This is a genomic window from Streptomyces glaucosporus, assembly GCF_039533345.1.
In the GTDB taxonomy this organism is placed as follows: domain Bacteria; phylum Actinomycetota; class Actinomycetes; order Streptomycetales; family Streptomycetaceae; genus Streptomyces; species Streptomyces glaucosporus.
In genome coordinates this window covers 186,413-200,983 of the sequence record NZ_BAAATJ010000007.1, presented here as the reverse complement: position 1 = coordinate 200,983, position 14,571 = coordinate 186,413, and the positions used below count along the sequence as shown (strand labels likewise).

The 14,571-nt window shown below is 73.5% G+C and carries 12 protein-coding genes; 3 read left to right on the top strand and 9 right to left on the bottom strand.

The window, feature by feature from the left end; translation table 11 throughout:
* Both ABD358_RS11150 and ABD358_RS11145 read left to right on the top strand, forming a co-directional pair.
* A partial coding sequence (locus ABD358_RS11150; RefSeq protein WP_344630758.1) for a metallophosphoesterase occupies positions 1-1,049 on the top strand: 1,049 nt, incomplete at its 5' end.
* Between the two features lie 165 nt (positions 1,050-1,214).
* Positions 1,215-2,783: an ABC transporter substrate-binding protein gene (locus tag ABD358_RS11145; RefSeq protein ID WP_344630757.1), complete on the top strand. Its 1,569-nt coding sequence runs from the start codon at positions 1,215-1,217 to the stop codon at positions 2,781-2,783.
* Positions 2,784-2,926: 143 nt separating this feature from the next.
* Here ABD358_RS11145 and ABD358_RS11140 read toward each other — a convergent pair whose 3' ends face one another.
* The 5 genes from ABD358_RS11140 to ABD358_RS11120 all read right to left on the bottom strand — a co-directional run bounded on the left by ABD358_RS11140 (position 2,927) and on the right by ABD358_RS11120 (position 7,050).
* Positions 2,927-3,691, bottom strand: coding sequence for a succinate dehydrogenase iron-sulfur subunit (locus ABD358_RS11140; protein WP_344630756.1), 765 nt, complete (start codon positions 3,689-3,691; stop codon positions 2,927-2,929).
* A complete protein-coding gene (gene sdhA, locus ABD358_RS11135) occupies positions 3,691-5,445 on the bottom strand; it encodes a succinate dehydrogenase flavoprotein subunit (protein WP_344630755.1) in 1,755 nt (584 codons plus the stop codon). Before sdhA ends, ABD358_RS11140 begins: the two co-directional genes overlap by 1 nt.
* Positions 5,446-5,467: 22 nt before the next feature.
* On the bottom strand, positions 5,468-5,899 hold the full coding sequence (locus ABD358_RS11130; protein ID WP_344630754.1) for a succinate dehydrogenase hydrophobic membrane anchor subunit: 432 nt from the start codon (positions 5,897-5,899) through the stop codon (positions 5,468-5,470).
* Between the two features lie 3 nt (positions 5,900-5,902).
* Entirely contained in the window at positions 5,903-6,283 is a 381-nt protein-coding gene (sdhC, locus tag ABD358_RS11125; protein WP_344630753.1) for a succinate dehydrogenase, cytochrome b556 subunit, read from the bottom strand.
* A gap of 137 nt (positions 6,284-6,420) precedes the next feature.
* A complete protein-coding gene (locus ABD358_RS11120) occupies positions 6,421-7,050 on the bottom strand; it encodes a 2-oxo-4-hydroxy-4-carboxy-5-ureidoimidazoline decarboxylase (RefSeq protein WP_344630752.1) in 630 nt (209 codons plus the stop codon).
* A 264-nt stretch (positions 7,051-7,314) separates the two neighbouring features.
* Here ABD358_RS11120 and ABD358_RS11115 point away from each other — a divergent pair, with 264 nt between their 5' ends.
* Entirely contained in the window at positions 7,315-8,940 is a 1,626-nt protein-coding gene (locus tag ABD358_RS11115; protein WP_344630751.1) for a family 20 glycosylhydrolase, read from the top strand.
* 65 nt (positions 8,941-9,005) lie between these two features.
* On the opposite strand, the gene ABD358_RS11110 is transcribed toward ABD358_RS11115, so the two are convergent.
* From ABD358_RS11110 to ABD358_RS11095, 4 genes are read right to left on the bottom strand one after another with little or no spacing between them, the layout of a single operon-like run.
* Positions 9,006-9,899, bottom strand: a complete 894-nt coding sequence (locus ABD358_RS11110; protein ID WP_344630750.1) for an ABC transporter permease — start codon at positions 9,897-9,899, stop codon at positions 9,006-9,008.
* Entirely contained in the window at positions 9,896-12,628 is a 2,733-nt protein-coding gene (locus ABD358_RS11105; protein WP_344630749.1) for an alpha/beta fold hydrolase, read from the bottom strand. Before ABD358_RS11105 ends, ABD358_RS11110 begins: the two co-directional genes overlap by 4 nt.
* A gap of 32 nt (positions 12,629-12,660) precedes the next feature.
* The gene (locus ABD358_RS11100) at positions 12,661-13,755 is read right to left on the bottom strand and encodes a hypothetical protein (protein WP_344630748.1); all 1,095 of its coding nucleotides are present in this window, start codon (positions 13,753-13,755) and stop codon (positions 12,661-12,663) included.
* 35 nt (positions 13,756-13,790) lie between these two features.
* Positions 13,791-14,417, bottom strand: coding sequence for an RNA polymerase sigma factor (locus ABD358_RS11095; RefSeq protein ID WP_344630772.1), 627 nt, complete (start codon positions 14,415-14,417; stop codon positions 13,791-13,793).
* Positions 14,418-14,571 lie beyond the last annotated feature (154 nt).

Here is a 14,571-nt window from a genome sequence, read left to right as displayed (position 1 = left end):
CCGTCCCCCCCGACGGCACGGCCGGCGCCGCCCCCGCGGGCGGCCCGGCCGGGAGCGCGGCACCCGCTCCGGCCGGGGCTCCCGGAACCCCGGAGACCTCCACGGCGGCGGACGGGCCCGCCCCCGCCCCCGCCGCCGTCGCGGTGCGCGGCGCCGCCGCCGACGGCGACGGGCCCGGAGACCGCGGGGACGCCGGGGACGACGGGCGCCGCCCGGCCACCGGACCGTCCCGGCGGCTGTTCGTGGCCCGCACCGTGGCCGCCGCCGCGGGCGTGGCCGCGGCCGGCACCGTCGGCCACGGCACGTACGGCGTGCTGAGGGGCCCGAAGCTCAAGCGCGTCACCGTGCCGCTGGCCAAGCTGCCCCGGGCCGCCCACGGCTACCGCATAGCCGTGGTCAGCGACATCCACCTCGGCCCGATCCTGGGCCGCTCCCACACCCAGCGGATCGTGGACACCATCAACCGGGCCGACGCCGACATGGTGGCCGTCGTCGGCGACCTGGTGGACGGCAGCGTGGCCGACCTCGGCCCGGCCGCCGAGCCGCTCGCGCAGCTCCGCTCCCGCGACGGCTCGTACTTCGTCACCGGCAACCACGAGTACTTCGGCGACGCCGGCGAGTGGGTCGACCACGTCCGCGAGCTGGGCGTGGAGCCGCTGGAGAACGCCCGCCGCGAACTGCGCCACTTCGACCTGGCCGGCGTCAACGACCTCGCCGGCGAGGAGGAGGGCCAGGGCCCGGACTTCGAGCGGGCGCTGGGCGACCGCGACACCTCACGGGCGGTGGTGCTCCTGGCCCACCAGCCGGTCATGATCCACGACGCGGTGGAGCACGGCGTCGACCTCCAGCTCTCCGGGCACACCCACGGCGGCCAGATGTGGCCCGTCACCTACCTCGCACAGGCCGCCAACCCCACCCTCGCGGGCCTGGAGCGCTACGGCGACACCCAGCTGTTCGTCAGCCGGGGCGCGGGGGCCTGGGGCCCGCCCGTGAGGGTGGGCGCGGAGTCCGACATCACCGTGGTGGAACTGGCCTCGAAGCAGGCCTGACGGGGCGCCGGGGGGTGTCCGGGAGACGTTTCAAACCTCCACGCCGTCCGGTTATGCGACTGTTACCCAGGAGTTCTTCTGTCCGGGAGCTTCCTCCTGATTTTCTAGGGCTCTGGACGATCGATGATCGATCCAGTAGCCCGGCAAGAAAGGGGGCGACCGCACATGAGCAGGTCCGGAGGCAGGAGAGCCGTCTGGCTCGGAGTGGCGATGGGGGTGATCGTCACGGCCGGAGTCGGCGGCTGGAGCCTCGTGCGGCCGGACCCCGAGGAGCGGACCATCACGGTCGGCACCACCGACGGCATCGCCTCGCTCGACCCGGCCGGGGCGTACGACGCGGGCTCCTGGCGGCTGTTCTCCAACGTGTACCAGTCGCTGATGACCTTCACCCCCGGCAACGCCGAACCGGTGCCCGACGCGGCGGACCAGTGCCGCTTCGCCGACAGCGAGCTCACGGTCTACCGCTGCACCCTCCGGCCGGGACTGGAGTTCACCGACGGCAGCGCGCTGACCGCGGAGGACGTCAAGCACTCCTTCGACCGCATCCTGAAGATCGACCACCCCGAGGGGCCGGCGAAGCTGTTCGACACCCTCGGGGAGGTGCGGATCGACGGCAACGCGGTGGAGTTCCGGCTGAAGACCTCCGACGCCGCCTTCCCGTACAAGATCGCCGGCGGCGCGGGGTCGATCGTGGACAGCCGGAGGTACCCGGCGGACGACCTGCTCCAGGACGACCGGGCGATCGGCTCGGGCCCGTACACGCTCGACGGGTACGAGCCCGGACGCGTGGCACGGCTGGCGCCCAACGGCGGATACGCCGGGGTGCTGGAGGAACTCCCCACCCACCGCGTCGAGATCCGGTACTACGCGAAGCCCGAGGACCTGTCCGAGGCGTGGCGGAAGCGGGAGATCGAGGTCAACGCCGGGCACATGCCGCCCGCCGAGACGGCCGCGATCAGCCCGAGCGACCAGGGCATCAGGCTCCACGACCAGCCCGGGCACGAGACCCGCGCGCTGGCGTTCAACCTCCGCCCCGCCTCGGCCACGTCCGGACGGGCGGTCCGGCAGGCCGTCGCCTCCCTGGTGAACCGCACGGCGATCGCCCGCCACGTCCACCAGCGCACGGTGGAGCCGCTGTACTCGCTGATCCCGCAGGGCGTCAACGGCCACGCCGCCGTGTTCCACGAGCGCTACGGCGAGCCCGACGCCGGGCGCGCGGCGCAGCTGCTGGAGCGGGGCGGCGCCGAGACGCCGGTGCGCTTCGAGATCGCCTACTCCGCGGAGCAGCGGGCGGCGGCCGAGGAGGCCGGGACGCTGAAGGACCAGCTGGAGTCCTCCGGCCTGTTCGAGGTCACCGTCCGGGAGTACGCGCCGGACGCCTTCCGGGAGGGCATGGCGAAGGGCGCGTTCGACGCCTACCTCGTCGACCGGTTCCGGGACTACCCCGACCCCGACGCCTACACCGCGCCGCTGGTGGGCACGGACGGGGTGCACAGCACCGGGTACGGCGACGCGAAGGTCGACCGGATGATCGGCGACACCCGGCGCGGCTACGACCGGAGCGCGGTGCTGGAGCGGTTCCGGGAGATCCACCGGCGCGTGGCGGTGGACGTGCCGCTGCTCCCGCTGTGGCAGGACAAGGCGTACGTGCTGAGCACGGACGACATCGCCGGCGCGCAGTACCTGACGGACAACAGCGGCGTCTGGCGCCTGTGGGAGCTGGACCGCCTCTGATCCGGAACGCGCCCTCCCATCCCGCGCCCGGCGGGACGGGAGGGCGCGAGTGCGTACGGCCCGGCCCCGGTGGACGCGTCCACCGGGGCCGGGCCGTACGCACTCCCCGTGCGGGGCCGGTTCCCCGGCCCCGCACACGGGACTCAGTAGCGCCGCGTGATCAGCGCGCGCTTGACCTCCTGGATGGCCTTGGTGATCTCGATGCCGCGCGGGCAGGCCTCCGTGCAGTTGAAGGTGGTGCGGCAGCGCCACACGCCCTCGCGGTCGTTGAGGACCTCCAGGCGCTGCTCACCGCCCTCGTCGCGGGAGTCGAAGATGAAGCGGTGCGCGTTGACGATCGCCGCCGGGCCGAAGTACTGGCCGTCGTTCCAGAACACCGGGCACGAGGTGGTGCACGCGGCGCACAGGATGCACTTGGTGGTGTCGTCGAACCGCTCGCGGTCCTCGGGGGACTGCAGGCGCTCGCGGGTCGGCTCGTTGCCCTTGGTGATCAGGAAGGGCATCACGTCCCGGTACGCCTGGAAGAACGGCTCCATGTCGACCACCAGGTCCTTCTGGACCGCGAGGCCCTTTATGGGCTCGACGGTGATCGGCTTCTCCGGGCTGATGTCCTTGATCAGCGTCTTGCAGGCCAGCCGGTTGCGGCCGTTGATGCGCATCGCGTCGGAGCCGCAGATGCCGTGCGCGCAGGAGCGCCGGAAGGTCAGCGTGCCGTCCAGCTCCCACTTGATCTTGTGGAGGGCGTCGAGGACGCGTTCCTTGGGGTCGATCTCGATCTGGAAGTCCTCCCAGCGGGCCTCGTCGGAGACCTCCGGGTTGAACCGCCGGATGCGGAGAGTGACGGTGATGTAGGGGCTGTCGTTCGCCGGGGCCCCGGCCTCGGCCTTGTCCATGACGGGGGTGGCCATCAGTACTTACGCTCCATCGGCTGGTAGCGGGTCTGCACGACCGGCTTGTAGTCCAGCCGGATCGACTCGGTGCCGTCGTCGCCCACCTCACGGTACGCCATGGTGTGGCGCATGAAGTTGACGTCGTCGCGGTTGGGGTAGTCCTCGCGGTAGTGGCCGCCGCGCGACTCCTTGCGGGCCAGCGCGGAGACGGCCGTCACCTCGGCCAGGTCGAGCAGGTTGCCCAGCTCGATGGCCTCCAGCAGGTCGGTGTTGAACCGCTTGCCCTTGTCCTGCACCGACACGTTCTTGTAGCGCTTGCGCAGGGCGCCGATCTCCTCGACGGCCTCCTTCAGCGTCTGCTCGGTGCGGAAGACCATGACGTTCTTGTCCATGGTCTCCTGGAGCGCCTTGCGGATCTCGGTGACCCGCTCGGTGCCCTCCGAGGAGCGCAGCGACTCCACCTGCCGCTCGACGAACCCGGCCGGGTCCTCCGGCAGGTCGACGTAGTCGGCGGTCGCGGCGTACTCGGCGGCGGCGATGCCCGCCCGGCGGCCGAAGACGTTGATGTCCAGCAGCGAGTTGGTGCCCAGGCGGTTGGCGCCGTGGACCGACACGCAGGCGACCTCGCCGGCGGCGTACAGGCCCGGCACCACCGTGGTGTTGTCGGCCAGCACCTCGCCCATGACGTTGGTCGGGATGCCGCCCATCGCGTAGTGGGCGGTCGGCTGGATCGGGATCGGGTCGGTGTACGGCTCGATGCCCAGGTAGGTCCGCGCGAACTCGGTGATGTCCGGCAGCTTGGCGTCGAGCTGCTCCGGCGGCAGGTGGGTCAGGTCCAGGTAGACGTGGTCGCCCTCGGGGCCGCAGCCGCGGCCCTCGCGGATCTCGGTGTAGATCGCGCGGGAGACGACGTCGCGCGAGGCCAGGTCCTTCATGACGGGCGCGTACTTCTCCATGAAGCGCTCGCCGTCCTTGTTGCGGAGGATGCCGCCCTCGCCGCGGGCGCCCTCGGTGAGGAGGATGCCCATGCGCCAGATGCCCGTCGGGTGGAACTGGAAGAACTCCATGTCCTCCAGCGGCAGCCCCCGGCGGAACGCCGCGGCCTGGCCGTCACCGGTCAGGGTGTGGGCGTTGGAGGTCACCTTGAAGAACTTGCCGTTGCCGCCCGAGGCGAAGATCACGGCCTTCGCCTGGAAGACGTGGATGTCGCCGGTGGCCAGCTCGTAGGCGACGACGCCGGCGGTCTTGCGGACCCCGTCGACCTCGTTGAGCAGCAGGTCCAGGACGTAGAACTCGTTGAAGAACTCCACGCCCTCCTTGACGCAGTTCTGGTACAGCGTCTGGAGGATCATGTGGCCGGTGCGGTCCGCCGCGTAGCAGGACCGGCGGACCGGGGCCTCGCCGTGGTTGCGGGAGTGGCCGCCGAAGCGGCGCTGGTCGATGGTGCCCTCGGGGGTCCGGTTGAAGGGCAGGCCCATCTTCTCCAGGTCGAGGACGGCGTCGATGGCCTCCTTCGCCAGGATCTCGGCGGCGTCCTGGTCGACCAGGTAGTCACCGCCCTTGATCGTGTCGAAGGTGTGCCACTCCCAGTTGTCCTCCTCGACGTTGGCCAGGGCGGCGGCCATGCCGCCCTGGGCGGCGCCGGTGTGGGAGCGGGTGGGGTAGAGCTTGGTCAGCACGGCGGTGCGGCTGCGCTTGGTGGCCTCGATGGCCGCGCGCATCCCGGCGCCGCCGGCGCCGACGATGACGGTGTCGTACTTGTGGATCTTCATGGGTGTGGACTCAGCCCCGGCTCTAGCGGATGTTCGGGTCGAAGGTGAAGATCACCAGCGTGCCCAGGAGGACGGTGAACACCGTGGCGGTGTACAGCAGCATCTTCAGCCAGAAGCGCGTGCCGTCCCGCTCGGCGTAGTCGTTGATGACGGTCCGCAGGCCGTTGGCGCCGTGCAGCATGGCGAGCCACAGCATCAGCAGGTCCCACGTCATCCAGAAGGGCGAGGCCCAGCGACCGGCCACGAAGGCGAAGTTGATCTTGCTGACACCGCCGTCCAGGACGAGCTGGATCAGCAGGTGGCCCACGACCAGGACCACCAGCACGATGCCCGACAGCCGCATGAACAGCCAGGCGTGCATTTCGAAGTTGCCGCGCGTGGCCTTGGGAGTCCTGCCCGTGCGCGCACGGGGCGGCTCGATGACCGGGGCGGGGTTGTCTACGTCAAAGGCCATGGCTCAGCTCCCGAACAACTCGCTCACGGCGTGCCCGAGGACCGGGTACAGCGCCCCGATCATCAGCACGATCCAGATGCCCATCACGGCCCACAGCATCTGCCGCTGGTACTTGGTGCCCTTCGACCAGAAGTCGACGGCCACGACCCGCAGGCCGTTGAGCGCGTGGAAGAGGATGGCGGCCACGAGGCCGTACTCCAGAAGCGCGACGATCGGTGTCTTGTAGACCGCCACGGTGTCGTCGTACGCCTCCGGGGAGACGCGGACCAATGATGTGTCCAGGACGTGCACGAACAGGAAGAAGAAGATGAGGACACCGGTGACTCGGTGAGCCACCCAGGACCACATGCCTTCCCGGCCGCGGTACAGCGTTCCAGCCGGCACGGAAAAACCCTCCGAGAGCGGTATCACGGGGCCGGCCGGCTTCAATGTCGGTCTGGCCCGGCCGGGTACGGTCCACCGGCCACCCGCCATGGTATCGACGCCGTTCCGGTTCGGTTCCTCGGGGGGCTCAGATGTGATCAATCAGGCACGGACGGGCTAGGTGCGCGTCCCTGGTGAGCCGTCTCCGGCGCCCTTACCCGGGTGTTTGTGGTTTTTTCGTCAGAAGATACCCCGAAATCCCCGTCCCGGGCCAGTCTCAGCAGCCGACCGCGCGCGATGCGGCGCAGTTCGTCGGCGGCCACGGCGCGCTCCCGCTCGGCCTCGTTGCCCAGCCGGGTGCGGATCGCGGCGAGGACGTGGTCGAGGGCCTCCTCCTCGCGGACGCCGTCCACGCACAGGACGAAGGCGTGGCCGAACCGGCTCTCGTAGGCGGCGTGCGCGGCGCGCAGGGCCGTGTGCGCCGCGAGCGTCCCGGGGCCGGAGACGGCGGTGGGGCGCCCGTCCCACAGCAGGCCCCCGTACCCCGGCCCGGTGGAGGACTCCCTGCTCAGCGCCTCGGAGAGGTCCTCGTCGGTGAGGTCGTAGCCGGCCTCGTCGGCGGCTGCCAGCAGCGACTCCAGATCCGGGTAGGGGCGGTGGGCGACGATCCTCTCCGCCCAGCGCCGGCTGCCGCAGCAGGTGAGCAGGGCCTCCCGGAGGCCGGAGGGCGGGGCGCTGTTGAGGCGGTGGAGCGGCGTCGCCTCACTTCGCTGAGGGGGCAGGCGCATGGACTCCTCGTGCGCGGGGAGACGTCGGGGACGTCACGGGGAATGGGGCGGAGGCGGAGCCGGGGCGGCCGGCGGAGATCCCGGTGACGGGCGGACGGCGGGACTGGGTCTGGTGTACGGGGTGTCCGTGTGACGGGGGATGACGACACGGTAACGATAGGCGAAGGAGCGTGCCCGAGGGGCGGGAAGCTTTCACCCGGACGAGACGGGCCTCGGGCGCATGATTGACGAGTAAGGACTGGAAAAGGGCAATACGGTCACTTCATGGGACGCAGACGCAGGCGAACCTCCCGCAGGAAGAAGTCCATGGCGATCGCCGCCGCGGTCGTGGCCGCCGCGGCCGCCGCGGTCACCCTCGTCCTCCTCCCCGGCGACCGGCCGGACGGCGGCGCCCCCGCGGACCGCCCCCGGCGCGCCGCCGACGTCCCGGCCGTCCTGCTCCCCGCCGCCCCCGCCACCGTCCCCTCCGTGCGCCGGTGGGAACCCGCGCCCGGCCCCGGCTGGCAGCCCGGGCCGGGCACCCGCGTCGTGGCCGACCCCGACGGCGAGGCGGCCGACGAGGCGGAGCTGCTGGCGGAGGAGCTGGACGCCGACCACACCGCCGGTCCGCCCGGCCCCGGCGACGTCGAACTCGTCCTGGACCCCGACGCCCCCGAGGAGGAGATCAGGGGCCGCGAGGGCTACACGCTCACCGCCGGCCCGGGCCGGGTCACCATCACCGGCCGCACCGACACCGGGGTCTTCCACGGCACCCGCACCCTCCTCCAGGCCCTCCGCGGCGGCGGCCGGATGCCCCCGGGCACCGTCCGGGACTGGCCCGACCGCCCGCAGCGCGGCCTGATGATCGACATCGCGCGCAAGCACTTCAGCGCGGACTGGATCGAGGACCGCATCCGCGAGATGGGCGACCTCAAACTCAACCAGCTCCAGCTCCACCTCTCCGACGACCAGGCGTTCCGCGTCGAGAGCGACTCCCACCCGGAGATCGTCTCCGACCCGCACCTGACCAAGGCCGAGCTGCGCCGGATCGTCGAGCTGGCCAACTCCCGGCACATCGCCGTCATCCCCGAGATCGACTCGCCCGGCCACCTCGGCGCGGTGCTCGACGCCCACCCCGGGCTGCGACTGCGCGACGCCGACGGCGACCCCGCCCCCGGCGCCGTGGACATCTCCGACCCGCGCGCCGCCCGGCTCGTGGACGACCTGCTGCGCGAGTACGCGCCCCTCTTCCGCGACCAGCCCGGCCCCGGCCCCTACTGGCACCTGGGCGGCGACGAGTACCGGGCGCTGACGGCGTCCGACCCCGAGGCCGCCTACCCGGACCTGGCCGAGGCCGCCCGCCGCGAGCACGGCCCCCGGGCCGGCGTCCGGGACCTGGCCACGGCCTGGCTCAACGACCGAGCCGCCACCGTGCGGAAGGAGGGCTTCGTCCCGCAGGTGTGGAACGACGGCCAGTACCGCGGCGGCGTCGTCCGGCCGAGCAGACCCCGCCAGGTGGCCTACTGGACGGGGAAGGAGATCGGCGCCCGGCCCCCCGAGGAGTACCTGAGGGAGGGCTGGGAGACGGTCAACCTCAACGACGAGTACCTCTACTACGTGCTCGGCGAGCCCAACGAGTTCGTCTACCCCACCGGCGAGCGCATCTACGAGGAGTGGACCCCGGCCGTCCTGCGCGGCACCGGGCCCGTGCCGGAGAGGCTCGCCGGCCCCGGCCGGATCCAGGGCGGACGGCTGGCCGTCTGGTGCGACCTGGCCGGGGCCCAGACCGCCGGGCAGGTCGCGCGCGGCATCCGCATGCCGCTGCGGGCCGTGGCCCAGAAACTGTGGGACCCGGCGCGGCCCGCCCTGGACTGGTCGGCGTTCCGGGACCTGGCCGACCGGGTGTCCTGAGCGGCGCCCCCGGGAAGGGGGCGCCGCCCGGGATGCGTCCGGGGCGTCCCCCCCGGGGGCACGTCTCAGGAGACGATGTCCTTGGTGCGGAAGTGGCGGAAGGCCAGGGCGAACAGCACCAGCGCGTAGGCCACCGACAGCGCCGCGCCCCGGAGCATCCCGCCCCACTCCAGTTCGCTCTGGAACACGTCCACCCAGGCGAACTGCCAGTGGGCCGGGAGCAGCTCGCGCCAGTCGCCCAGCGCGGTGACCGCGTCCAGGATGTTGCCGACGATCGTCAGCCCGATCGCGCCGCCGACCGCGCCCAGCGGCGCGTCCGTGACCGTCGACAGCCAGAACGCCAGCGAGGCCGTGACCAGCTGGCCGGTGAAGACGTACGCCACCGCGACCGCGAGCCGCCCCAGCGCCTCGCCCGCGGGCAGCGTCCCGCCCGCCGGCAGCTCCAGCGGTCCCCAGCCGTACGCCGCCGAGCCCGCCGCCAGGGCCACCAGCGGCAGCAGCGCCATCGCCGCCGCGCTGAACGCCAGCGCCACGGCGAGCTTGCTCAGCAGCAGCCTCGCCCGCGGCACCGGCGCGGCCAGCAGGTAGCGCAGCGAGGACCAGCTCGCCTCGGAGGCCACCGCGTCGCCGCAGAACAGCGCCACCGGCACCACCAGCAGGAAGCCCGCCGAGACGAACAGCGCCATGGCGGCGAAGTTCAGGCCCGTGGCGGTCGCGGTGTCCATCAGGTTGATGCGCCGCCCGCCGGGCTCGGGCTCGCCGCCGATCGCGAAGGCCGCGATCAGCACCAGGGGCAGCCCGGCCAGCACCAGCCCGGCCGCCAGGGTGCGGCGGCGCCGGAGCTGCCGCACCGCCTCCACCCGCAGCGGCAGGGTCCGCCGCGGGCGGTACCCGTGCGCCGCGCCCGAGGGCGACGGGTGAGCGGGCGGGGAAACCGGTGAGGAAGGGGTGGCGGTCATCGCGCTCCTCCGATCAGGGTGAGGAAGGCGTCCTCCAGGCGGCGGTGCGGACCGGCGCTGACCACCGGCACCTCCAGCCGCAGGAGCTCGGCCAGCAGCTGCGCCGTGCCGGCGCCGTCGAGCCGCACCAGCAGCCCCTCCTCGGTGGCGACGGCCGACCCGACGCCGGGCAGGGCGGCCACCTTCTCCGGCAGCTCCTCCGGAACAGGGCCCCGCACCCCGACGAGCACGGTGTCCCCGGAGCCGGTGATCTCCTCCACCGGGCCCGCCTGCACCAGCCGCCCGCGGTCCATGACCACCAGATGCGTGCACGTCTGCTCGACCTCGGCCAGCAGATGGCTGGAGACGATCACCGTGCGCCCGCCGGACGCGTAGCGGATCATCACCTCCCGCATCTCGCGGATCTGCGGCGGGTCCAGGCCGTTGGTCGGCTCGTCCAGGATCAGCAGGTCCGGCAGCCCCAGCATGGCCTGGGCGATCGCCAGCCGCTGCCGCATGCCCTGCGAGTAGGTGCGCACCGCGCGCTCCAGGGCGTCGCCGAGCCCGGCGATCTCCAGCGCCTCCTCCAGGTGCGCGTCCTCGGCGGGACGTCCGGTGGCCCGCCAGTACAGCTCCAGGTTGGCCCGGCCGGACAGGTGCGGCAGGAAACCGGCGCCCTCGACGAACGCGCCGACCCGCGACAGGACGGGCGCCCCCGGCCGGATCCGGTGGCCGAAGACCCGGATCTCGCCGCTGTCGGGGGTGATCAGGCCCATCAGCATGCGCAGCGTGGTGGTCTTCCCCGCGCCGTTGGGGCCCAGCAGGCCGAGCACCTGGCCGCGTTCCACGCGGAACGACAGGTCGCGCACCGCGTAGCGGTCGGCCGAGCCCGCGTACCGCTTGGACAGGCCGGTGATCTCCAGCGGCACGTCCGCCCGCTCCGGGTCCGTCCCGGGCGAGGCGCCCTTCGCGGCGCCCCGGCGGCGTCCGGTCAGCAGCAGCACCGCGCCCGCGACCGCACCGGCCGGCGGCAGGACCCACACCCACCACGGCAGCGGCTCCGCGGCGACCTCCAGCCCCGGCGCGGTCGGCACGCTCACCCCGTCGCCGGCCAGGGAGACGGTGTAGGCGGCCGGCTCGGCCGGCGAGGCGTAGGCCAGGTCGGTCGCGGAGAGCACCAGCCGCATGCGGTGCCCGGACTCGAAGCGGTGGTCGATCGCCGGCAGCCGCACCTCGACGGTCCGGCCGTCCCCGGCGCCGGTGACCCGCACCGGGGCCACCAGCTGCTCGGGCAGGGACTGGCGGCGTCCGTCGGGCCCGACGTCGTAGAGCTTGGCGAACAGCACCGCGCTGCCGTCCGCGGAGTCCGCCCGCACCCTCACCCGCACCGTGGGCGAGCCGGTGACCTGCACGGACTCCTTCAGCGGCGCCGACTCGAACCGGGCGTGCTGGCCGGGGTAGTCCAGGGACAGGCTCACGCCCAGGTCCGACAGCCCGCCCGCGCCGAGACCGGGCACGGCGGAGACGGCGGGCGGGCCGCCGCCCGCCGGATTGGCGAAGGTCTGCTCGGGTCCGCGCAGCGGGACGGTCCGGGCGCCGTCGCGCAGACCGGGGTAGCCGCCGGCGGTGGCGGCGCGCAGCCGCACCTCCCCGTCGGTGGAGTCCATCCCGCCGGTGCGGGTGACGCGGAAGGCCGGGCCGGTGTCCGCGCCGCCGTCGCCCTTGAGGTGGCGGTCGAACCAGGCGCGGGTACGGGCGTCCAGCCTCCCCGTCTCGTCGGGGCCGCCGTCGTGGCCGCCCGCGATCCACTCCACCGCCACCGGGGCGCCGTTGCCGCGGATCGCCTTCGCCATGGCGTCGGCGTGGTCCAGCGGGAAGAGCGAGTCGGACTGGCCCTGGAGGATCAGGGTGGGCACGTCGATCCGGTCGGCGACCGCCGCCGGGCTGCGCTCCCGCAGCAGCTCGCGGGCCTCCTCGTCCGGCTCCCCGGAGACGGCGACCCGCTCGTACATCGCGCACAGGTCCGCGGCGAACCGGCCGCAGCCGACCCGCCGCGCCGCCGGCCCGGCGGTGGGGGTGCCGGTGCCGGAGACCGTGGACCCGGTGGTGAAGAAGATGCCGGTCCACAGCTCCTTGAAGACGCCGTCGGGGAAGAGCGCCTCGGACAGGTCCCAGTAGGTGATGCGGGGGGCGATGGCGTCGACCCGCTCGTCGTACCCGGCGGCCAGCAGCGAGACCGCGCCGCCGTAGGAGGCGCCCGCCACCCCCACGCGGGGGTCGCCCTCCCCGTCGAGCCGGACCTCGGGCCGCTTCGCGAGCCAGTCGATCAGGCGGCTGACGTCGGCGACCTCGCGCTCGGGGTCGTTGAGCCCGATCCGGCCGGTGGAGGCGCCGAAGCCGCGGGCGGACCAGGTGAGCACGGCGTAACCGGAGCGGGCCAGCTCCTCGGCCTGCTCGCGCAGGTCCGCCTTGCTGCCGCCGAAGCCGTGGCCCAGCAGCACCGCGGGGCGGCGGGCGTCCGGGTCCCCGGCGGTGAAGTAGGAGGTGTCGATCCGGACGGTGCCGCCGTCGCCCTTCCCGCCGCCTCGGCCGTCACCGGAGGACTCGGGCAGGGTGAACGTCCGCTCCGAGTGGCGGACGGCAGGCTCGTCGTCCGGGAGGGCCGCCCACACACCGCCTCCGGCGAGGACGGCGACGGCGGCGGCAGCCGCGAGCAGCCGTCCGCGGGGCCTGGACAGTCGGAAATCCATGGCCCGACCTTACGGGGTGGGTCGACGAGGGCTCAGAGGCGGTGGGCGGCGGGGCGATCCGGGGAACCGCCGCCGGGGACGCCCCCCGGAACGCCCCGCGCCCGGGGGCCGTCGGCCTCGGGGCCTCTGCCGTTGCCCGGGTTGCCGTTCCCGTTGCCGGGGTTGCCCCGGCCGTTGTCCCCGCTGCCGGTGCCCGTGCCCGGGTCGCCGTTTCCGTTGCCCCGGCCCTGGTTCCCGTTCCCGCCGGCCTGGTTCCCGTTGCCGGGGTTGCCGTTCCCGTTGCCGGGGTTGCCCCGGCCGTTGTTCCCGTTGCCCTGGCCGTTGTTGCTCTGGCCGGTGCCGGTATTCCCGTTGCCCTGACCGCTGTTGCCGGGGTTCCCGTTTCCGTTGCCGGAATTTCCGTTTCCCTGGCCGCTGTTCTGGCCGTTGTTCCCGTTGCCGGGGTCACCGTTGCCCTGGCCGTTCTTCCGGTCCTCCTCCAGGCCTCGCCGGGTCCCGGAGACGTCCAGGACCCGCTCGCAGTAGGCGTCGACCCGGTCGCGGCCGCCCGCCGCTTCGGCCAGCGGCTTCCGCGGGGCGGAGTCCGGGTCCTCCTGGTGGGACCGGCACAGCGCGACGACCCGCGCCGAGATCGTGGAGGGCCGGATGCCGCCGGGCTCCGAGTGGTCCGGACGCCGGCCCGCCGCCGCGGGGCCGCCCGGGGACCCGGGGGAGGACGGGGACGAGGCGGTGTCCGGCACCGACGAGGAGCCGGGGGACCCCGCCGGTTCGTCCCCGGGCAGGAACGGGACCCCGCCGGAGGCCACCGCCACCCCGCTGCCGAGGACGGCCACCGCGATCACGCCCAGCGCGCCGGTGCGCGTCCCCCGCAGACGCCGTACCAGGCGGGTCAGGCGTCCGCGCAGACCGGTCGCCGGTTCGACGGCCTGTCCGGCGCGGGCCGCGCGGAAGGCCGCCAGGGCCTCCTCCTCGCCCTTGAGCTCGCCGGGCTCCGGCGCCGCCATGGCGTTGAGCGCGGCGGCGAGGGCACGCAGGCTGGTCTCCGACGGCTGGTCGGCCGGGTTCCGGCGTCCGGCTCCCGACCGGGAGCCCTCGGCGATCAGACGGCGCAGTACGGCCTCGTCCACACGGGCGCCTTCCTTCCCGTCCCGCATCGGGTCGTTCACCTCCGTACCGCCGTTGCCTCGGGCCGTTCCACCAGCCGGGCCAGTTTCTTCAGACCACGTGACAGCGCCATGGCCACCGCTCCCGGTCGTTTGCCGAGGATCTCGGCGCTGCTCCTGGTGTCCAGGTCCAGGACCACGCGCAGCAGCACCGCTTCCGCCTGTGGGCCCGGGAGGGTGCCGATGAGGGAGACGATCTCACGCGCGGACAGTTCCGCTCCGACCACCTCCGCCGCGTCCGGGGCGCTTCCCCCGCCGGAGACGCCGGCCGCGCGCGGTTCGGGCAGCTCGTCGGTCGGTACGGCGATCTCCTGCACACGCCTCTTCCTGCGCCGCAGGACGTCCCGGGCACGGTTGCGCGTCACCGCCAGGGCGAACCGGCGGAACGCGACGCCGTCCCCCTCGAACCGCAGGACGTCCCGGGCGATCTGTAACCACGTCTCGGCCACCACGTCCTCGGCGTCCTGGCCGACGATGACGGCCGCGTAACGGAGGAGTTCGGGGTTCAGTCGGCGGTAGACGGCGCGGAAGGCCGCCTCGTCGCCCCGTTGCGCGCCGAGCACCGCAGCGCTCAGGTCTCCGCTGTACTCCGGAGAGGCACGGTTGCCGTCACCCGCCGCATCCATCACGGACGAGATCCTTCCACGGGCACGCGGGAACGTCGACACGGAACGTCCTGAGGCGGACAGTTGACGCCATGTCGAACCGGCGCCGCCGCGCCGGGCCCCGCCGCCGGGAACGGAAGGGGGCCGGACGGGACGACGCCCCCGCCCGGCCCCC